Below are 19,590 nucleotides of genomic sequence, written 5' to 3'. Positions count from 1 at the left end.
TTTCTCGCCCCGCTGCTCTGGCCGAACGGGGAGGCTGTCGACTCCCCTGACGACCGCTATTGAACGTATTCGACCTCGACGTCGTAGTCGTCGTCATCGAGATCGTCATCGTCGTCTTCGTCACGCTTGCGACGACGACCCAGGCGCGCCTCTGTCCTGGCCACCGCCTCATCTTCCATGCGCCGGCGCATCTCCTGCTCGCGCTCCATGGCCTCTTCATCCTCGTTCTCGAGGGTGCGCTGCTCGGTCAGCCAGCGATGGGCCGCCTGCACCAGTGCCTCGGTGCCGACGTTGGAGATCGCCGAGATACGAAAGACCGGGCCTTCCCAGCCGAGTCGACGCACGATCTCGTCGGCGGCAGCCTCGCGCTCGTCCTCGGGCAGCAGGTCGAGCTTGTTGAGCACCAGCCAGCGCGGGCGCTCGGCCAGGGTCGGCGAGAACTCGCCCAGCTCATGGATGATCGCCTCGGCGGCTTCCACTGGATCGGACTCATCGAACGGAGCCACATCCACTACGTGGAACAGCAGGCGGGTACGCGTCAGGTGCTTGAGAAAGCGCAGCCCCAGGCCGGCACCGTCGGAAGCACCCTCGATCAGCCCCGGCACGTCGGCCATGACGAAGTGCTCGTGCATGCCGAGCTTTACCACCCCCAGGTTCGGCACCAGGGTGGTGAAGGGGTAGTTGGCCACCTTGGGCTTGGCCGCCGACACCGAGCGGATCAGCGTCGACTTGCCGGCGTTGGGCAGCCCCAGCAGACCGACATCGGCCATCACCTTCATCTCCAGGCGCAGGTTGCGCCGCTCACCTTCGGTGCCCGGCGTGGTACGCCGTGGTGCCCGATTGGTGGAGGACTTGAAGTGAATGTTGCCGAGCCCACGGCGGCCGCCCTGGGCCACCTGCACCACCTGGCCGATCTCGGTCACGTCGGCGATCACCTCGAGGGTATCCTCGTCGATCACCGTGGTACCCACGGGCACCTTGACGTGGAGATCCTCGCCAGCGCGGCCGCTCATCTGGCGACCCTGGCCGGGCTGGCCGTTCTGCGCCTTGTAGAAGCGCTGATACTTGAAATCGATCAGCGTATTGAGGGCATCGTCACCAATCAGGTAGACGCTGCCACCATGGCCGCCATCGCCGCCATCCGGGCCGCCCTTGGGCACGTACTTCTCGCGCCGGAAGCTCAGGCAACCGTTACCTCCGTTGCCTGCCTCCACGATGATCGAGGCTTCGTCGACGAACTGCATCTATCACTCTCCTGGCGGATGCTTTCCACCATGATACAAGAAGGCCCCGCGCTTGGCGGGGCCTTCCGGGGCCTGTCGGCAAGCGAGTCACGCTCGCCGGCGGCCCATGGCGTTCGGGCGGTCTCAGGCAGAGACGACGCTGACGAACTTACGGTTCTTCGGACCCTTGGTCTCGAACTTGACCACGCCTTCGTCCAGAGCGAACAGGGTGTGGTCCTTGCCAATGCCAACACCGGTGCCGGCGTGGAAACGGGTGCCACGCTGACGCACGATGATGTTACCCGGGGTCACGGCCTGGCCGCCGAACAGCTTGACGCCAAGGCGTTTGCTTTCACTGTCGCGACCGTTACGTGTGGAGCCGGCTGCCTTCTTATGAGCCATTGCAAAGTCCTCGCTCGTTGAGGGAATAGTCCGCTACGCCTTCGCCCGGGGGCGAGGCGTATTTAGGCAGAAATTCCGGTGATTTTAACTTCGGTGAACCACTGACGGTGGCCCTGACGCTTCATGCTGTGCTTGCGGCGACGGAACTTGATGATAGTCACCTTCTCGCCACGGCCGTGGGCGACGATTTCGGCGCTGACCTTGGCACCCTCGACCAGCGGGGCACCAACGGTGACGTCGTCATCGTTACCGACCAGCAGAACCTCGTCGAACTCGACGGTATCGCCGGTGGGGATTTCCAGTTTCTCGAGCTTGAGAGTCTGGCCTTCCTGAACGCGGTACTGCTTGCCACCGCTCTTGATCACTGCGTACATGCTGTTTCTCCAGAAACTCATCGGGGTTGGCTCTTGATCGACCTGCTTCGAGTGGCGCCCCTTTTGGCAGCCATCTGACAGGGAGCATGGATGAGTGGGCCGCGTATTATAGCGACACCCTCGCGTGGGCACAACCCGACAACCAGCGTCAAGTGGCGAGACCGGAAAAAACCCCGCGCGAGGCCGCCGCCGGGCGCTAATCGTCTTGACGCCCCCATGGGCGGCCCATAGCATGACCGGCAACCCAAGGCCCACGGCCTCCCTCACCTCCAGTCGAAGCCGCCTTCATGTCAGTCAACGCCACCCCGTCACCATCAGCAGCTCCTTCGCCGATTCACGCGGTGGTCGCCGACGACTTCGCCGCCGTCAACCAGACCATCCTCGACCAGCTCGCCTCGCGCATCCCGCTGGTAGAGACCATCGGCCAGTACATCATCGAAAGCGGCGGCAAGCGTCTGCGCCCCCTGCTGGTGCTGCTGGCGGCACGCGCGCTGGAGTATCAGGGCGATCGCCACATCACCCTGGCGACGCTGATCGAGTTCATGCACACCTCGACGCTGTTGCATGACGACGTGGTCGACGAGTCGCACATGCGTCGCGGCAAGGCCACCGCCAATGACGCCTGGGGCAACGCGCCCTCGGTGCTGGTCGGCGACTTTCTGTATTCGCGCTCGTTTCAGATGATGGTCGAGGTCGGCTCCATGCGCATCATGGAGGTGCTGTCCGCCGCCACCTGCACCATCGCCGAGGGCGAGGTTCAGCAGCTGACCAATGTGGGCAATCCCGACACCGACGAGGCCGCCTACTTCGACACCATCCTCGGCAAGACCGCGATGCTGTTCGAGGCCGCCTCCCACAGCGGCGCCATCCTGGCCGGCGCCGACGAACGCCAGGAACAGGCGCTGGCGCTGTACGGACGCTACCTGGGTCTGGCGTTCCAGCTGGTCGACGACCTGCTCGACTACGAGGGCGACGCCAAGGCCATGGGCAAGAACGTCGGCGACGACCTGGCCGAAGGCAAGCCCACCCTGCCGCTGATCCAGGCCATGGCCGCCGGCACCCCCGACCAGACCCGCCTGGTGCGTCGCGCCATCCGCAAGGGCGGACTCGACCACCTCGACGAGGTGCTGGCCATCGTCAAGTCCACCGGCGCACTGGACTACACCCGTCAGAAGGCCGAAGAGATGGCCGCCAAGGCCCTGGCCGAACTCGACCATCTGCCGCCCTCGCCCTACCGCGACAGCATGGCCGAACTGGCCCGCCTGGCGGTGGAACGCAAGACCTGAAAATCACCGGGCAAGTGCCCTCAAGTGACGGGGAAGCTGGAAAAAAGTGGCTGACTCGGGCTCGCGAGGGTTGCATCATCCACACGGATCCGTATACTACGCATCCGTTGAGGGACACACCTCAAACATCGGAGTATAGCTCAGCTTGGTAGAGCGCTGCCTTCGGGAGGCAGAGGTCGTAGGTTCGAATCCTGCTACTCCGACCAAGAATTTAGTAGAATCAGGCTCTTGCGAACATTCACGCAGGAGCCTTTTTCGTTTCTGATGCCCCAATCTCTTCTAGGTGTCAATTAGGTGTCAGCACGCACAACCTCGTGACCGGATGATACCCCACCCTTCCCGGCTCCTCACTACGAAAAGACCCACGTTCGACCCAGTGCATGTGCAAGTGACTTACCGCTTGCCGCCCACGCACATCGTCACGCTGTCAGATTTTCCGTGCCAAAACGATTGGTCACGCCTCACCATCCAACAAGTCTCCTCTGCCCTGCCCAAGAGCCGCCTACAAGGCTATCTGAAGACCGCTAGAGAACCGACAGGGCCAAGGCTTGGCTTGAGAATAGGAGCGCTTACGAGGGATCACAGGAAGCCAGAGACAGGCCCACAGTGAAGAGAGTTGGGATATTTCAAGCAGGGGGTACGGGAGCCGGTGGGGGCCTGTCTAAGAACACTGGGACGTTTTGAGCTTTTGGGGCCCCCACCCTCTTTTAAGAGAAGGTGGCAAAGTAAATTGGTTTATTTTTTCTGGTGATTTCCGCATTTAACGTCATGACTGACATACCAATGATAAATGCTACCGCATAGCCACATACTATCCCATAGCATACAATAGCGCTTCTTAGAGCTGTCCTCTTTAAGTAATGCGACGTTAATTTAGCCCAGCTCTTCAAAGGATGTTACCACCAAGATACCATCCAGATCATCTTCGAGGCTTACAGCTCTTCTTCCGGGCTTAGAAGCCCCTTGTGCATCTCCCTGTATTCCTTGTTTGTGATACTTGACCCTATGAGTCTTCCGCTTTCCCAGCCTCTTTTGAAGAGAAAGCATGTCCTCGATGTCGTAGGTGAGTGCTGTCAATATATCTGGTGCTTCCTTTTCTTGTCATTTCATTCAATGATTGTTCTCACAGTAGAACCAGTGTTCGACTTCGGTTCTCTCGCAGAAGGCGTAATGGACATCAGTGTTTTCTTCTATGGCTTTCTCGACGCTATCTACTATTGTTTCTTCGATTAGGTAAAGCAGGTCGTCAGGAACATGTTTGTAATACCTTGAATCCCCAAAACTAACAAACCCATTGCCAATGTAGTTGACGGATAAGCAACTATTTCTACGGCAACTTAATGATACGCTATCAAGCCATGATTTCCGCATTTCTCTCCGAATCCATTTAACCCTTTCACTATTAAGGCCGTCAGGTTCCGCGTAATACGACCATATAGAAATTGGCTCACCATCATACATCTCTTCAAGCTTACCAAGTATCTCCTGCATCCTATCCAAGACGTCATCGGGAGGTTGTCTTGGCCATAGATATACCAACAGGCTACTAACAAGCAGCAGGACAACACCCCCAATGACTCTCTTCTTCACTGTTTATATTCTCCGGCTTCTGGCTAATGCACAGTCATGACGTACTTTTGATCCTTGCCTGATTGGGTAAGGCGCTGAGGCTATTTTTTGCATCACGATATCAGCAGTAAGCGCTGAAGGGTCAGGGTATTCGTGGTATAGCTCGAACCCCAGGCGTACTGAGAGATTATCTGTCACATCGTCATAGGTACGCGGGCTAAGCCAATCAGGCAAAGGCCAAGGCAACCCGCTAGGAATCTCCGATCTAGACGTGACTTCCTGGTCATCATGCAGAGTGTCGGAGCCAATCTGCTCAAGCCCTGCACCATCCAACATCAGTCCTTCAGAAAAGCCACAGTACAGGCTGACATATCCGTAGTGAATATTCGCCCATATATCGTAGTAGTACTCGTACTCGCCGTATTTGTGATGATATCGATAGGAGGACTTGCCGAGTGATGCGAAATAACCATTGACATCCCTACTTATTTCCGCTTTATGATCCCACGGCCCATTTTCCCTCACCATCAACGTCCACAGGGCAAGAGCAAATGTCCTGCTAGGAGCCTTCGGCATCAAGAAGTTGCGGATATTCGCCAGCGTTGGGTACTCGCCACCCATGCTGTCCATCTCTTGCGTGAATATATCAATGGAAAGCTCGCTACTCTGCCCGTTCCAGAGTGACATCATCCGGCCTGGCCGAGACACGACATTCCTCTGAATCTCATCCACGATAAATGCCGCCAGGTCCAGTGCTTGGTCAGGATGTTTACAGGGAGCCTCAGCCGGTTCCGTATTGGTGAAGGACTGCCGGATTCCAGCACCAGGATACTGTCGTGGTCGTGACACCGCTGTGTCGTAGTAGGCCTGTGCGGAAGGCTGACGCTCATCCCCAAGTGCATGCACGCTATTCATGGAAGAGATCAGGGTCGCCCCACAGGCCGTGTGACAGCCATCAAAAGCAACGGATTTTCCATTGACCGTGATGGTAGGATGCCCCTCGACAATAGGGCAGACACCATGCCCCTTGACCGGGCACGCGACCAAGTCACCTACCACAGCCACTTACTTTCCGTTAACTATATAATTCGCCTGACCGGAGACCACTCTTCCACCATGCGAACTGTAGTCTCCAACAAAAATTGCTCCATCCCCTAGATTGAACATGCAGCACCATTCCCCATTCTCCGACTATGAGGAAGATATAGTACCGCCTTACAGGACAGCTTAGACCTCGTTCCTATGCCATAACAAAAAACTTCAGACACCAAGAGAAACAAGAGATCTCTTACATATATTTCCGCGATAGCTTATACACGAACCCTACATTTTTACGACTGAAGTTAAGGCTCGCTGAACGGTCGAGACCCCACATCCCGCAAGCTCAGCCGTCTTCCTGATACTGAAGCCCTTCTCTCTTAACTCTCTGATCCTCTGGTGCAACGCCTCGTTCACAGGACGGCCCCTGTAGGCTCCCTTCTCCTTGGCCTTCTCTATCCCTTCAGCCTGTCGCCTACGCCTGTCGTCGTAGTCCTTGCGAGCGACAGCAGCCAGCATATCAAGAAGCATAGCGTTTACCGCATCCAGCATTCGTGCCGTGAAGCCATCGCTGGCGCTGATCGTCATGGCAGTGTGGCTTGTGGGCAGGTCAAGCGCTACCACACGAAGTCCTGCACCTTGAATAGCACCCTTCAACTTCTCCCAGTCTCCTTTGGTGAGACGTGTCAGGCGGTCAACCTGCTCAATGAGAAGAACATCCCCCGACTGGGCATCGTCAATCAGTCGTACCAGCTCGGTGCGGTCAGCCTTGGTGCCACTGGCATTCTCGATGTACCAAGAAGCGACCCTTACACCCTTGGCATCGCAGAAGGCTTCAAGAGCTTCACGGGCACGACTGGCGTTTTGGTCATCGGTAGAAGCTCGAAGATAAGCGCGGATGAAAGTCACTTTGAACACTCCATGTTCATTAGGATGTGTTCATTATTGCCGTGCTCGTTTGGGTTGTAAATCAGTATTTATGAATACGATTACAGGCCTCTCTAGTCCGTACTCTCTCAGGTATACCCTATTAATCACAGCAAATCGTGAGTACGTGCGTTATGCATGAATGAACTAGGTCGAGCATCACCCACCCCCTGCTTGAAATATCCTAGACCCTTCTTTCCTTCGATACGTAGAACCCACCTACAACGTGAAAGGCGTTGTTGATGATCGGCCTTGCATGGTCAGGCTGTGGCACGAAATGAAGATCCCCAACGTGATCTGCGTCGGGAATCCATGGATTGAATTTTGAGGGAAGACATTTGAGCAGCATTATCAAGAAAGACTGGAACGGCAAGACCTTCACCTTCCGTGAGGACGGCTACTTCAACATGACGAAGGCGGCGAAGGAGTTTGGGAAGCAACTGATCAATTTCTGGTCGAACCTCTCGACACGTCAGTATGTCGTTGAATTGGCTGGCACAATTTCAAATCATTGGGATTCCAATGATTTTAGCAACCGCTCTGAAGAGATCGACGCAGCCCGCCGGATTCTTACCGACTCGACGCGAGGAAGGGCAACAGGAGGCACCTGGGCGCATCCCAAGCTGGCCGTCTTCTTCGCCCGCTGGCTGGACGTGCGATTCGCGGTAGCCTGTGACGCCATGATCGAGGACATCCTGACGGGTGCTGCCAAGCTGCACGTAGTCGAGCCTGACCGCTCCGCTACCCTGGCCCTGCCGGATACCCATATCAAGGCCGTAGAGCAGCTTCTGGACCAGTTGAAGCAGAACCAGAACCTGATGGAGATGAATCGACAGCTTCAGGCTGAGAACGACCAAATGCGTCCTCTCGTGAGCTTCGTCACCGTGGCGACTTACGTGTCTCGGGATAACCACTACCCGTCTCGTGGTGAACGGTCGGTGCTGGGGAGACGGGCAACGAAGCTGGCACGGGAAAGAGGGATCGAGCTTGATCAGCAGCACAAGACCTTTGTTGATGGTGAAGGTGTGACACGGAATACCGCAGTGAACATCTACCCGATTGAGCTTCTGGATGAAGTGTTTGAGCAGATGAACGTGCAGGTAGCGGCATGACCAATATCGTCAGGTTTCCAGTCCCGAAGCGTCAGGATGACCCTGAGAACTGGAAGAAGATCGAGGGATGGGCTGTAGAGAAGCTTCACGATGCCCTGCTGTACGTCCAGTGCACGAACCGCATCGAGCCACGGATGCTAGAGGCCATGCTGGACGAGGTATTGCAGAAGAGTATCAAGAGCAAGCGCTGTATGAGTGTTGGTTTCGGAGAGGGTTGAGGAAAAGTGGATTTCAATTTTGAGCTATATAAACAAATGATTGCCGACCTTGAGGGTCGTTTTGAACAGACTGAAGATATTCTGTTAAAAATGAAGATGATCGCAGATATTGCGTTTCTCTACTCAGAGATAACTATGGAGATGTGGAAACAAACAGGGAGTGATGATTACGCGAAAATTTCATCACAGCTTACTGAGCTTCATAATGTCTGTTACATGTATTGCATTAAAAATGCTAGATCAGGAGGCTCTATTTGAACGCAGTAGTAAACTTTGAAACAAACCTCACCATGTCCAGCCTGGAGATCGCCGACTTGGTCGAGTCCCGCCACGACAAGGTGAAGCAGTCCACCGAACGCCTTTCAGAACGTGGGGTTATCGCACGTCCCCCAATGGGGGACGTGCAAGAAACCAAGGGCAACAACCGACCCTACACCACCAAGGTCTACATCTTCCAAGGTGAGCAAGGCCGCCGCGATAGCTACGTGGTCGTCGCCCAGCTCTGCCCTGAGTTCACTGCCCGTCTCGTGGACCGCTGGCAGGAACTGGAACAGCAGGCTAAGGCCATTGCGCTACCAGACTTTACCGATCCCATTGCCGCTGCCAGGGCATGGGCCGATGCCAAGGAAGGGCAGCTACGGGCAGAGAAGGAAGCCCAAGAGAAGGCAAAGGCTCTTGAAGTAGCAGCTCCCGCCGTCAGCTTTGTGGAGAACTACGTCTACCACGGGGAGGGGTGTCTAGGTTTCAGGGACGTAGCAAGGCTCCTGAAGGCGAAGGAAAGTGACTTCGGCGAGTTCCTTGATGCCAAGAGCGTGATGTACAAGAGTCGTGGCAAACGAGTGCCGTACAAGGTACATCTTGATGCAGAGCGTTTTGAAGTGAAGACAGGGGTCACCATCTCACCTTGCCAGTCAGGAATCCCAGCCTCGTAGACCTTCCAAAGACTTCAATCTTCTATGGTATCCAGTATGCATACTATGCGGAATGGTGCATGGTTACTGGCTTCTCTGCCACTCCCACTTACTCCCGAGGCATGGCCTTACCACACCCAAAACAAATTCATCTTATATATTGTTGAAGCTGGGTCTGGCAATTCGGCATAATGCCCAACACGTCGGATCACTACCAACGAAGCACCCTCTCAACTCCTAGGGTCTAGCTTCGTGTCTCTGATGGACACCCCCACATCTTGCGGCACCTCCAGGCTCCAAAAATTGGCCTGACGTATACCTGTGGGGAAACGGAATTCAATCTAACAGAAGGAACATTAGTGCAAGAAAATAAAGGACATGAAGTCCGCACCCATAACAAAGAGAATAGTACAATCATTCGAACTGAAGAGCTTGGCTTCAATATTGATCACATAAGCTATGATCTTCAAAGCTCCATTGAACTCATCACAAGTTCAACCAACTTCGATAGCCCAGATGACATGGATCGAGTTCACGTACTTGATACTATGCACGCTGCAATGTTCGCATTCCGAGAAATGTCGACATTGACTGATAACTCTAGCGTCTGCTAGACACTTCAGAGCAGGACCACAACTCGATTCCAGCACTAGTGGAAGGAAGACGTGTGTCTGAGATTCAGTCGTCCAAGACTTGATTGAATGGATGTGCTTGGTCGCTGAATCCGAAAAAGGCTCTGATAGAAGACCCTGAAATTTTCTATTACCTTCTCTAGGGCATCTAGTCATTTGTGTTACAGCAGATGGCTTACAGGAGGGGCTTGGCTTCAATCCATCCTAAAGCCCCTCTTCTTTGGATGGAATGGATATGGTAGAAGGGACTACTTTATCAAATATATAAAGTGTCAAATTTTCCTTAAACACTCTAAGGATTTTTTTACACATCAACGAATCGCCAAACAACCTCATCACTCGATGATGATGGAGAGCCTATGGCTTAAACAACATGAGGAAAGAGAAACAATGAACAACGCAGTGCATATCGCAAACGCCCTTCCAGGGGCGGGAAAGACGCAACACTTCATCGATGGGGTAAAGAGGCACGATAGGGTTCTTCTTGCAGCACCCACGATCAAGCTAGGTAATGACATCAAAGATAGGCTCGTGTCATCAGGGATCGCCACCACGATACTCAATAGCGAGAGTATAACTTTAGGAAACGTGAAAGACAGTATCGAAAAAGCGCTTCAAGAAATAGACTACGGGTGTGTGGTTATTATTACCCATACAGCTTTACTTAGCATTGATGCCGCAAGGCTACAGGGCTGGTGTGTCGTCATAGACGAAGTACCAAACATTAACAACTGCCAGAGTGCCGCTATTGGATTCAGCACCTTTGGTGATCTCTTCGACTCAAGAGTTCAAGTCCACGAGGATGGCACTGTTACTATGATGGAGGGTATGGAACATGAGATAAGAGAGCGTTACCCTCAAGCACATAGGGCCAAAATATACCCCAGCATTGTTATGTTTGGTGGTCTGATTGATCCGACTGCTGAAATCACTCTTGAGAAGAAGGATAAAGAATACATCATCATGAAGTCTGCCTATCACGACTTCTCAGAAATCATTGAAAGTTCAAATGAGTTTCATGTTCTTGGCAACGCCATTGAGAAGACTCTATTTTATCGATTCGTGATCTCGAAGGGCTTCACAATTGAGGAATCCCGGTATCAGCCGGAGTCTAAGAGTTACAGCATGGCTCCTACGATCATACCACTATTCAGTGGTGAGAGGATTAGCAAGACCATACTACTTACACGCAAGGATGGTACGAGGTCAGATACTTTTGATGAAAGCTGTATCGGCTGGAGTGTTCTCGGAAATGCGTTGGACTCGCTCAATGGGCGTCCTGCACTAGTCCAGATTTACGACTGGGCCAAGACATTCCCTTTCGACAGGTACAGCAATGTCGAAATTACTCCCTTCGATGCTAGGGGATTGAATGGGTATTCATCGCACTCTACAACAGTTAATTTCATCCATGGTAATCCAGATCCACTACAGGGAAGGATGAACCGTAGGATGCTGGAACTGATGAAAGTGGATGTGGTAGAGGGAGAGAAATGCATCAGATATGAGCGATACATTGAAGCCATGGTGCAACATATCGCAAGAACGGATATCAGGAACTATGAGTTACAAGAGTCGCCTACAACACATATTGTGCCATGTGAGGGTGCGGCATTGGAGATACAAGAAGCATTAAAAATTGCGTGCCACATTGATACTTCCCTGATGGTACCCACTCCACAAAGTGCATCATCTTTGAGCAGATCAGAGAAAAAGAGGAAAGCACTGGTGATGTTGAAGGATGGTTATAGTGTATCCGAAGTGGCTTCACTTCTGGGTGTAACAAGACAGACAATCTACAACTGGATGAAGAAGGAAGACTTACCCACAGCAGCCTAAGACAGCCGCCAGAGAGCCCATATAAGCGATCACAGGACATTACCCATGGGGTTGTATTAACCACACAGCCAACGTCGCTTACAGGGGCTCTCAGGGCTTTACAGGGGCATATTGCTACACCTCGCCTCCCCTGCTCATCTTGCCTAGCAACGATTCAAATTCATTCAGTCTCTTGGACCATATCATGCACTCTTCATGAGACTGACTGTTGTCCATTCTCCACTCGATGTCATGAAAGAGCTGATTGGCGAGATGGTCGATGAAGAATTTCATGTAGTTGGTTCCTTTCTTAGATTGCATATCAGACAGCCTTCCTTAGTTCTTCAGACTCACCCATCTTCTCGACGGCATCACGTTGATGATCGGGCTTCATGTGCGCGTAGTGCTTGATCGTGGTTTCAATGTTGGAGTGTCCCATCAAGCGGCTAACCGTCAGCAGATCAACCCCCGCCATGACCAATTGAGAAGCGAAGTTGTGCCGGAGTGTATAGAGCGCAAGGTGAGGGGCGAGACCACCCAATGCCCTTATCGTATTCCATGGCTTGCGCATGGCAGTAGATGCCAGCCTTCCCCCCGTGACAGGTGAAGTGAAAACGTATCCCATCGAAGGCTTCCCAAGCTGTTGATGCCAAGTCGTCAGTACCTGAAGGACCATGGACGACAAGGGGAAGGTCTGAGGCTGAGGATTATGATGTGCCGTCTTCTCGATGACCTTGCGAATGGTCTTGAACTGAAGATTGACGTGCTCCCAGCGAAGACCAAACAAGTCACCGGGGCGAAAGCCCGTATAGAACATGGTCAGGACGAAGGGCTTCACATGGTCCACGTAGGCCACATCATCAAGGCAGGGAAGGTAGGGCTTGCCGTGAGCCCTGCTACTGCGTCTTTCCTGTCGTCTCTTGTCTTGGTACCTATCCAGCCCGAAGAACAGCGCTGTGACCTCGGCATCTTCAAGATACCGCCTGACGGCACAACTGATGAAATCATCTTCCTTCAGAGCAGGCTTCTGAAGCTTTATGCCCTTCAGCGGGTTATGGGGGATAACCTGTCTATTGACAGCATGGTTCAGAAGAGCTAAGAGAGCGCCGTAGGAACGCTTCAGAGATGAGTAGACCCTAGGCTTGGCTTTGGCTTCCTCATTCGCCTGCCACGTCTCTACGCGCACGCTGGACAGCTCTACCATGGGCAGGGACAGCCACGTAGAGAAGTCATTCCTGATTCGGTTAAGCGTGCCTCGTCCATCCTTCCGCCGGTTCTGATAGACCGTATAGGGACCGTTCAGGTACTCGCCAAGCGTGGTAAAGACTTCCTTTGCCTCTTGTCTGGCTTCGTGCTCTATCTGTCTCGGATCGTGACCTTGGATCACCGTGGCAAGCACTTCCTTGGCAGCCTGTCGTGCCTCTTCCACGGAAAGCACCCCGTACCGACCCAAGGACAGTACCCGCCTCTTGCCCGCCATGGTCTTGTAGGCGATACGGAAGGTTGTCGCTCTTGTGCCGATTCGAGCATGAAAGCCCGCGATGTCACTATCCCAAAGGTCGCCGTTCGCCCTTGTGCTTTCCAAAAGTCGCCTGGTTATTCGTACAATAACCTTACCCATACCTACCCCGAAAACTAGGTGTCAATTAGGTGTCAGCAGACACGATTTCGAGGTATATGCACGCCTTATGACTCTATATAACCTATTGTTTCTCAAGAGAATGAGTATAGCTCAGCTTGGTAGAGCGCTGCCTTCGGGAGGCAGAGGTCGTAGGTTCGAATCCTGCTACTCCGACCAAGAATTTAGTAAAGACGGCCACTTAGCTCATCAGAGCGGTGGCCGTTTTTCGTTGCACGCCCCCCTTCACCTCCCCACGTCTTGCAAGTCCGTCACCGCTGACCCACTCTTTCTAGATGCTCGGCCCTGCACAATAAAGGCAGCGTCGTACGTGGAGATCATGGACTCGATCTCACTCCCCCTCTTTGCCACAAGGACCTCTCCCATGGAATGGATCTCCAGCCACGGTACCTTTCTGCAATTCATGACCAGCCTCGGCACCTTGGCGGTCTGGATCTTCTACGCTCAGTTGCTCTACGCCGGCTTCCGTCGCCAGCGGCGCCCCAAGGTGGTCATCAATCAGGTGATGGGCTTGTCCACCCAGGGCCGCTGCCTGATCAGCAACATGAGCGCTGAGGGCATCCATATCGAGACCGTCCAGGTGTGGCTGCACGAGAAGTGCGGAATACGCCGCTGCACCGTGTCGGAGGTGGATACCGACGAAAACGGCAACACCCCCACCTCCATCTCCAGGGGTACGCTGCAGGGTCCGCTGCCATCTAACGCCCACCTGGATGCCGGCGAAATCGATAGTCTGGTGCGCCGGGCACGCGCCGCCGACATCGAGGACGAAGACAATACCCTGTGTCAGGGCGAAGACAGCGACTACGTGCTCGAGTTGCTGGTGCTGTACATCTATAGCTCCGCCCCCGGCATCATGGGGGCCAGCCGCTCCTTTGTGTTCGATGACGACGGCCAGGCGCGTCCCCACCATCTGGAAACGCAACAACTCAGGGGCTACCGCGACCGCAAGCGCATGGCGCGCATCTATCGCAACTATCTGGACCGCTGAGGTTCCAGGCAGCACCTTGCCCTGGGCCTGACGATGGCCCAGGGCAAGGCTGCTCCTTCGCCTCCCCCAAGCGGCGGCTAGCCGCTGAACACCGACAGCAATACCAGCGACAGCTGCGGTACGTAGGCGATCACCAGCAAGGTCAGGATCATCACGATCACGAAGGGCACAATGCCCTTGATCACGGTGCCAAGCGAGGCATTGCCGATGCGCGAGGCCACGAACAGGTTGATCCCCAGCGGCGGCGTAATGAAGCCGATGGCCAGGCTGACCACCATGACGATGCCGAAGTGCACTGGATCGATACCCATGGAGGTCGCCACCGGATAGAGAATCGGTGACAGCACCAGAATCGCCGGTGTGGTATCCATGACGCAGCCCACCAGCAGCAGCATTACCAGGATGACCAGCAGCAACACCGCAGGGCTCGACGAGAACTGCAGCATGAAGTCGGCGATTGCCACCGGGATCTGCTCGATGGTCAGGATACGGGCAAAAGTCGAGGCGCAGCCCAGGATCACCATCACCGTGCCGGTGGTGGCGCAGGACCCTGCGATGGTCTTGAAGATATCCCGGGGCGACAGCTCGCGATGGATGAACACCCCACAGACAAAGGCGTACACCGCCGCCACTGCCGCCGCCTCGGTGGGAGTGAAGATGCCCGCGTAGATGCCCCCCAGGATGATCACCGGATTGAGCAGCGCCCACTTGGCCTCCCACACCAGGCACAGGGTCCTGCGCCCATCGAAGGGGGTATCATCGCCCTTCCAGCCCATCTTGCGGGAATAGAAGTAGGCGTAGGTGATCAGCACCAGACCAATCAACAGCCCCGGCAGGACACCGCCAAGGAACATGTTGGAGATCGAGGTGCCGGTGGAGACCCCGTACAGCACCATCGGGATTGAAGGCGGAATGATCACGCCGATACTGCCGGCCGCCGCCACCAGCGCCAGCACGAAGGACTTCGAGTAGCCGGCCTCGAGCATGGTCGGCACCACCATGGACCCCACCGCTGCAACCGTGGCCGGGCCCGAGCCCGATACCGCGGCAAAGAACATGCACACCACCACGGTGACGATGGCAAGCCCCCCGGTGAAGCGACCAAAGAAGGCCGAGGCCACCCCGAGAATCCGCCGCGACACACCGCCGGCCCCCATCAGGTCGCCGGCCAGAATAAATAGCGGTATGGCCATGATCGGAAAGCTATCGGTGGCCGACACCAGGGTCTGGGCCACATAGAGCTCGGACAGGGTGCCGAAGGACAGGATGGTCACCACACAGGACAGACCGATGGCGATGCCCACAGGGACGTTCAGGATCAACAATACGACCAGGCTCACGAACAATACCGTCGCGGTCATCTCACACCTCCTTGTCGTGTACGGCGTCGGGATGCGCAAGCCGCCAGCGAATGCTCTGGACCTGGCGCAGAGTGGTCAGCGCAAAGCCGACGAAAGGCGCCGCGTAGACCACCCACATGGGAACACCGATGGCCGGGGAGGCCTGGCCGAGCATCAGCTGACGCTCAATGACCGCCCAGCTGGTCCAGACCACATAAAGCGCGAAGGCCAGAAACAGCAGATCCCCCAGGATGACCACCCAATGACGCGCCGAGCGCGGGAACAGCTTGAGTGCCGCGTCGATCTTGATATGCCGCATTTCCCGGGCGCCGTAGCTGATCCCAAGATAAATCAACCAGATAAAGAAGTAGCGCGCGAGCTCCTCGGACCAGGACAGCGACGCGCCCATGATGTATCGCATGAACACCTGCACCGCGAGCAATAACGTCATCGCGGACATCAGCGCCACGCAGATCGAGATCTCCGCGTATTCATCGAGCCATCTCACAAGTTTCATCCGCTCTCTCCCTGGCAGCGGGGTGATGACAGAAGTCGGCAAGGCTACAGCGAAGCGCCCGCGTGCGGCGGGCGCCTTCTGGCCTCATCGGGTCATGGCTTCAACAGCTCGTCGAGGTACTCGGGATGCTCCATCTTCGATTTGACCAGCGAATAGATGTCGGCCTCGACGGCGGCATCACGCCACAGCTCCTTCTGCTCCGGGGTAATCTCGGTCACCGTCACCCCCTGATCGGCAAACTTGTCGAGGATCTCGCCTTCCAGCTGCTGGGAGCGCTCGCGCTGGTACGTCGTCATCTCATCGATGGTGGCGTCGAGTGCCTCACGCAGGGAGTCGTCGAGGGCGTTGTACCTGTCGAGGTTCATGAACACCAGGTAGGGCGTATAGACGTGCTGGGTCAGCGACACATGGTCCTGCACTTCCTGGAAGCGATTGCCGTCGATGATGCCCAGCGGGTTTTCCTGGGCGTCCACGGTCCCCTGCTGCAGCGCGGTAAACAGCTCGGTGAAGGCCATCGGTGTCGGATTCGCACCGTAGGCGCGCCAGGCCGCCAGATGGACCTCATTCTCCATGGTCCGCACCTTCATGCCGTCCAGATCTGCCGGCTCGGCCACCACCTTGCCGCTGTCGGTGAAGTTGCGAAAGCCGTTCTCCCAGAACGCCAGCCCCTTGAGGCCCTTGCTTTCCAGCGACTCGAGGAGCTTGTCGCCGACCTCGCCGTCCAGGGCGCTGTAGGTGGCCTCCGTCGACAGGAACAGGAAGGGAGCATCGAACACGTACAGGTCCGCAAACAGCGTGGCCATCGGACTGGTCGAGGAGATACCGATGTCGATATCACCGAAGATGGTGCTTTCCACCACCACCCTGTCATCGCCTAGCTGGTTATCCGGGAACAGCGTGATCTCGAGCTCGCCGTCGGTCCGCTCTTCAACCAGGCGCTTGAACTCGACACTGGCGTCCTTGGCCGAGGTCGAGGTCACGCTGGACATGCGCAGCGTTTCGGCCTGAGACAGCGCCGGGGTCATCGCCAGTGCCGCGGCGATCAGGGACAGCTTCATTCTGGAGAGTCTTGGCATGAGGTCTTCCTTTATTGGCGTTGTTGGCATTGAAGAGCACGGGCACCAAGGCGCCCGTCGTCACAGCGATCCTGCATCCGCTTCTCGAGGGTTCGTCACGCGAGCCGATTGACGGCCCAGTACACCGCCTCCCCTCTGGCAAAACGCACCGCCTCCTCGGCCACCTTGCGCTTGAGCTCGGCAGCCGCGTCCTCGGAATACCAGGCCATGTGCGGTGTGATCAGACAGCGTGGCTGGGCCCACAACGGGCTATCGGGTTCCAGCGGCTCCCGTTCGGTGGTGTCGAGTCCTGCCCCGGCGACGTGACCGGAGGCGAGCGCCTCGGCCAGTGCCACCTCGTCGATGATCCCGCCTCGTGAGGTGTTGACCAGAAAGCCCCCGGGCTTCATCGCGGCCAGTGCCCCTGCGTCGATCAGGTGACGGATATCCTCCGTCAGCGGGCAGAACACCGCCACCACGTCGGCCCGGCCGTAGAGCGAATCAAGTTCGACGGCTTCGATATAGTCGGTGCCATCCTCGGCACTGGGGCGGTAGAAGGCGTCGTAGCCGATGACGCGGAAACCGAGGGCGTTGACTTTCCGAGCGTACAGTCGACCAATCCGCCCCAGGCCGATCAGACCCACCGTCTGAGTCGACTGCCGCCGCAATGGAATGGCCTCGACGTAGTCCCAGCGACCCTGGTGACAGGCAAGGTTCATCGGCACCAGCTTGCGCGTGAGCGCCAGCGTCAGCGCCAGGGCATGGTCGGAGACCTCGTTCATGCCGTAGTCAGGTACGTTGCATACCTGCACCCCGGCGTCGGTAGCCGCCTCGAGGTCCACGTTATTGACGCCGACACCGTAGCGCACGATCAGCTTGAGTCGTGGCAGTGCCTCGAGCACCCGACGGGTGAAGGGGGCGTACTGGTTGAGCGCGATGTCCACGTCAGTAAGCTGATCGACCAGATCCTGCTCGCTGCGACAGGCCAGCATCGGTGCGTCGAATCCGGCGGAAGCCAGGATGTCCTGCTCGATGTCATGATCGGCGTGATCCAGATCGGAGAAGACAATGTTCATGGCAGGTGTCCTTTTCAAGATCCCAGGCAACCACTGTCCGCAGGCGGAACGGCCTCTCTGACATCGTCAGAGACAGGTGATGCCAGCATCATCGGTGGTCCATTCATGTCATCCCCGGCGCTGCAGGGGCCGGTATCGACCAATACGTCCATCTCACGCTCCAGCGTGGGCGGTGGCTGCCAGGTACAGAGCGCCACGCGCGACCGCGCATGGACGCGATGCTGCTTGCTAACTTTCACCACGAAGGGCCCGCGAGATGGTGTCGGCGGTGCGTTTGACCTGGGGGCCCAAGGCTGCCATGCGGTCTCTCGGCATAAAGCTGATGACACTGGTGACACTGACGGCGGCCACGGCGTTATCGACATGATTCTTGACCGGTGCCGAGACACAGCGGATGCCGTACTCGTTTTCTTCCCAGTCGAAGCTCCAGCCGCGCACGTCGGCTTCCTTCAGATCGCGACGGACCTCCGCGAATGACTTGAGTGCAGGAGCATCCTCGCGAGGCCTGGCTACCCGCTGCACGGCGGCATAGTAGGCGGGCCAGCTGGAGGGATCCTTCGATGCCAGCATTGCCTTGCCCAGGGCAGTGGCCAGCGCCGGCATGCGCCCTCCGGTGCGCGAGCGCATCTCAAGAGTCCGCTTGCCCGGCAACTTGCACAGGTAGAGCACATCACCACCGTCGAGCACCCCGAAGTGCACGGTATCCCGCGTCTGTTCGGCCAGCGCCTCCAGGTACGGCCTGGCAATATCGACCAGGGGCTGCTGCTCCGCCGCCCGTTCACCCAGCTCGATCAACTTCGCCCCGAGGTAGTAACCCTTGTAGGGCACCTTGTGCAGGTAGCCGTCTCTGACCAGGCAGGACAGGGAACGGGCCACCGTACTGCGGGGGAGCTGCATCGCCTGGGACAGCGCCTTGATCGTGGAAATACCACGCCCGACGCACTGCAGCACTTCGAGCCCTCGACTCAGGGTCTGGGTGCCGGAGCGGTCTTTTGGGGGAATCAGTTCATCCATGGCGCCTCCTTGATTCATCCCATTCAAGGCAAGGCCCCATACACGGTCAAATAGTCAACCAATCCACCACATAGTGAGTCACTTGAATAAGTAACTAACGGAAACAGCAACAAAAAACCGCCAACTTCGTGAAAGTGGCGGTAGCAGAAAAAACAACGTCTCACCGATCAGTACGAAATCGCCGACATCTCTTGCAAGACATCTCCTGATGACTCAACCAAGGTCGATATCAGCTCGGGCAATGATGCGCACTTCAGGCAATTTATTTAGCTTGAGGGAACCGTCTTTACTCCTACACCTTTCATCCAGGTGACGCTTACACCGGCTGATGCTTGAACTCAGGGTCACCAGTGGTGCGCTTGAGCGGAGTCGACGGCAAAAAAAGCCCCCGAGTCTCCTCGGGGGCTGCTGTGCTGACCGCCTGTTCAAAGGGGTCTGCCATCGCCGG

General features: G+C 56.2%; 19 protein-coding genes and 1 tRNA gene. 7 read left to right on the top strand and 13 right to left on the bottom strand.

What is annotated here, in order from left to right; all coding sequences use genetic code 11:
• Window positions 1-56 precede the first annotated feature (56 nt).
• From cgtA to rplU, 3 genes are all read right to left on the bottom strand, one after another.
• Window positions 57-1,244: an Obg family GTPase CgtA gene (gene cgtA / locus C9F12_RS14000; protein WP_108133520.1), complete on the bottom strand. Its 1,188-nt coding sequence runs from the start codon at window positions 1,242-1,244 to the stop codon at window positions 57-59.
• 123 nt (window positions 1,245-1,367) lie between these two features.
• Entirely contained in the window at window positions 1,368-1,625 is a 258-nt protein-coding gene (gene rpmA / locus C9F12_RS13995) for a 50S ribosomal protein L27 (protein WP_045994440.1), read from the bottom strand.
• 62 nt (window positions 1,626-1,687) lie between these two features.
• Window positions 1,688-1,999 (bottom strand): 50S ribosomal protein L21, encoded by a 312-nt coding sequence (gene rplU / locus C9F12_RS13990; protein ID WP_045994439.1) that lies wholly within the window; start codon window positions 1,997-1,999, stop codon window positions 1,688-1,690.
• Between the two features lie 287 nt (window positions 2,000-2,286).
• On the opposite strand from rplU, the gene ispB reads away from it, so the two are divergent.
• Together ispB and C9F12_RS13980 are read left to right on the top strand one after the other, a co-directional pair.
• Entirely contained in the window at window positions 2,287-3,285 is a 999-nt protein-coding gene (ispB, locus tag C9F12_RS13985; protein ID WP_045994438.1) for an octaprenyl diphosphate synthase, read from the top strand.
• A 129-nt stretch (window positions 3,286-3,414) separates the two neighbouring features.
• Window positions 3,415-3,491, top strand: a tRNA-Pro gene (locus C9F12_RS13980).
• Between the two features lie 904 nt (window positions 3,492-4,395).
• Here the strand turns inward: C9F12_RS13980 and C9F12_RS22585 are convergent.
• From C9F12_RS22585 to C9F12_RS13965, 3 genes are all read right to left on the bottom strand, one after another.
• Complete coding sequence (locus C9F12_RS22585; protein WP_162816480.1) at window positions 4,396-4,875, bottom strand: hypothetical protein; 480 nt, start codon at window positions 4,873-4,875, stop codon at window positions 4,396-4,398.
• 3 nt (window positions 4,876-4,878) lie between these two features.
• Window positions 4,879-5,919 carry a polymorphic toxin type 44 domain-containing protein gene (locus C9F12_RS13975; RefSeq protein WP_240184256.1) on the bottom strand — a complete coding sequence of 347 codons (1,041 nt, stop codon included), beginning with the start codon at window positions 5,917-5,919 and terminating at the stop codon, window positions 4,879-4,881.
• Between the two features lie 258 nt (window positions 5,920-6,177).
• Entirely contained in the window at window positions 6,178-6,810 is a 633-nt protein-coding gene (locus C9F12_RS13965; RefSeq protein WP_240184255.1) for a recombinase family protein, read from the bottom strand.
• 347 nt (window positions 6,811-7,157) lie between these two features.
• Here C9F12_RS13965 and C9F12_RS13960 point away from each other — a divergent pair, with 347 nt between their 5' ends.
• From C9F12_RS13960 to C9F12_RS13940, 4 genes are all read left to right on the top strand, one after another.
• On the top strand, window positions 7,158-7,931 hold the full coding sequence (locus tag C9F12_RS13960) for a KilA-N domain-containing protein (RefSeq protein WP_114447130.1): 774 nt from the start codon (window positions 7,158-7,160) through the stop codon (window positions 7,929-7,931).
• Window positions 7,928-8,149 carry a hypothetical protein gene (locus tag C9F12_RS13955; protein ID WP_108449255.1) on the top strand — a complete coding sequence of 74 codons (222 nt, stop codon included), beginning with the start codon at window positions 7,928-7,930 and terminating at the stop codon, window positions 8,147-8,149. Before C9F12_RS13960 ends, C9F12_RS13955 begins: the two co-directional genes overlap by 4 nt.
• A 254-nt stretch (window positions 8,150-8,403) precedes the next feature.
• Window positions 8,404-9,081, top strand: coding sequence for a phage antirepressor KilAC domain-containing protein (locus tag C9F12_RS13945; RefSeq protein WP_108449253.1), 678 nt, complete (start codon window positions 8,404-8,406; stop codon window positions 9,079-9,081).
• A 1,001-nt stretch (window positions 9,082-10,082) separates the two neighbouring features.
• Complete coding sequence (locus tag C9F12_RS13940; protein WP_162816479.1) at window positions 10,083-11,531, top strand: helix-turn-helix domain-containing protein; 1,449 nt, start codon at window positions 10,083-10,085, stop codon at window positions 11,529-11,531.
• A gap of 301 nt (window positions 11,532-11,832) precedes the next feature.
• On the opposite strand, the gene C9F12_RS13930 is transcribed toward C9F12_RS13940, so the two are convergent.
• The gene (locus C9F12_RS13930) at window positions 11,833-13,131 is read right to left on the bottom strand and encodes a site-specific integrase (protein ID WP_108449250.1); all 1,299 of its coding nucleotides are present in this window, start codon (window positions 13,129-13,131) and stop codon (window positions 11,833-11,835) included.
• 382 nt (window positions 13,132-13,513) lie between these two features.
• On the opposite strand from C9F12_RS13930, the gene C9F12_RS13920 reads away from it, so the two are divergent.
• The gene (locus tag C9F12_RS13920) at window positions 13,514-14,140 is read left to right on the top strand and encodes a hypothetical protein (RefSeq protein ID WP_108449249.1); all 627 of its coding nucleotides are present in this window, start codon (window positions 13,514-13,516) and stop codon (window positions 14,138-14,140) included.
• Window positions 14,141-14,217: 77 nt separating this feature from the next.
• Here the strand turns inward: C9F12_RS13920 and C9F12_RS13915 are convergent, their stop codons facing one another.
• From C9F12_RS13915 to C9F12_RS23045, 6 genes are all read right to left on the bottom strand, one after another.
• Window positions 14,218-15,501, bottom strand: a complete 1,284-nt coding sequence (locus C9F12_RS13915) for a TRAP transporter large permease (RefSeq protein WP_108449248.1) — start codon at window positions 15,499-15,501, stop codon at window positions 14,218-14,220.
• A 1-nt stretch (window position 15,502) separates the two neighbouring features.
• Window positions 15,503-15,997: a TRAP transporter small permease gene (locus tag C9F12_RS13910; RefSeq protein ID WP_045993609.1), complete on the bottom strand. Its 495-nt coding sequence runs from the start codon at window positions 15,995-15,997 to the stop codon at window positions 15,503-15,505.
• A gap of 92 nt (window positions 15,998-16,089) precedes the next feature.
• Window positions 16,090-17,073: a DctP family TRAP transporter solute-binding subunit gene (locus tag C9F12_RS13905; RefSeq protein ID WP_071211131.1), complete on the bottom strand. Its 984-nt coding sequence runs from the start codon at window positions 17,071-17,073 to the stop codon at window positions 16,090-16,092.
• Between the two features lie 95 nt (window positions 17,074-17,168).
• Entirely contained in the window at window positions 17,169-18,128 is a 960-nt protein-coding gene (locus tag C9F12_RS13900) for a C-terminal binding protein (RefSeq protein WP_108449246.1), read from the bottom strand.
• A 228-nt stretch (window positions 18,129-18,356) separates the two neighbouring features.
• Window positions 18,357-19,142, bottom strand: a complete 786-nt coding sequence (locus C9F12_RS13895) for an IclR family transcriptional regulator (protein WP_071211132.1) — start codon at window positions 19,140-19,142, stop codon at window positions 18,357-18,359.
• A 316-nt stretch (window positions 19,143-19,458) separates the two neighbouring features.
• Window positions 19,459-19,584, bottom strand: a complete 126-nt coding sequence (locus tag C9F12_RS23045) for a hypothetical protein (protein WP_275886759.1) — start codon at window positions 19,582-19,584, stop codon at window positions 19,459-19,461.
• Between the last annotated feature and the right edge of the window lie 6 nt (window positions 19,585-19,590).

It is taken from the genome of Halomonas sp. BN3-1 (genome assembly GCF_003056325.1).
GTDB classification, from domain to species: domain Bacteria; phylum Pseudomonadota; class Gammaproteobacteria; order Pseudomonadales; family Halomonadaceae; genus Halomonas; species Halomonas litopenaei.
This window is presented reverse-complemented; position numbering and strand designations above follow the sequence as displayed.

What these genes read in the sequence shown, in the direction of transcription:
- cgtA (WP_108133520.1), bottom strand. Translation starts at nt 1,244, where the DNA reads ATGCAGTTCGTCGACGAAGCCTCGATCATCGTGGAGGCAGGCAACGGA.
- C9F12_RS23045 (WP_275886759.1), bottom strand. Translation starts at nt 19,584, where the DNA reads ATGGCAGACCCCTTTGAACAGGCGGTCAGCACAGCAGCCCCCGAGGAG.
- rpmA (WP_045994440.1), bottom strand. Translation starts at nt 1,625, where the DNA reads ATGGCTCATAAGAAGGCAGCCGGCTCCACACGTAACGGTCGCGACAGT.
- C9F12_RS13900 (WP_108449246.1), bottom strand. Translation starts at nt 18,128, where the DNA reads ATGAACATTGTCTTCTCCGATCTGGATCACGCCGATCATGACATCGAG.
- C9F12_RS13940 (WP_162816479.1), top strand. Translation starts at nt 10,083, where the DNA reads ATGAACAACGCAGTGCATATCGCAAACGCCCTTCCAGGGGCGGGAAAG.
- C9F12_RS13920 (WP_108449249.1), top strand. Translation starts at nt 13,514, where the DNA reads ATGGAATGGATCTCCAGCCACGGTACCTTTCTGCAATTCATGACCAGC.
- C9F12_RS13905 (WP_071211131.1), bottom strand. Translation starts at nt 17,073, where the DNA reads ATGCCAAGACTCTCCAGAATGAAGCTGTCCCTGATCGCCGCGGCACTG.
- ispB (WP_045994438.1), top strand. Translation starts at nt 2,287, where the DNA reads ATGTCAGTCAACGCCACCCCGTCACCATCAGCAGCTCCTTCGCCGATT.
- C9F12_RS13910 (WP_045993609.1), bottom strand. Translation starts at nt 15,997, where the DNA reads ATGAAACTTGTGAGATGGCTCGATGAATACGCGGAGATCTCGATCTGC.
- C9F12_RS13915 (WP_108449248.1), bottom strand. Translation starts at nt 15,501, where the DNA reads ATGACCGCGACGGTATTGTTCGTGAGCCTGGTCGTATTGTTGATCCTG.
- C9F12_RS13930 (WP_108449250.1), bottom strand. Translation starts at nt 13,131, where the DNA reads ATGGGTAAGGTTATTGTACGAATAACCAGGCGACTTTTGGAAAGCACA.
- C9F12_RS13895 (WP_071211132.1), bottom strand. Translation starts at nt 19,142, where the DNA reads ATGGATGAACTGATTCCCCCAAAAGACCGCTCCGGCACCCAGACCCTG.
- rplU (WP_045994439.1), bottom strand. Translation starts at nt 1,999, where the DNA reads ATGTACGCAGTGATCAAGAGCGGTGGCAAGCAGTACCGCGTTCAGGAA.
- C9F12_RS13955 (WP_108449255.1), top strand. Translation starts at nt 7,928, where the DNA reads ATGACCAATATCGTCAGGTTTCCAGTCCCGAAGCGTCAGGATGACCCT.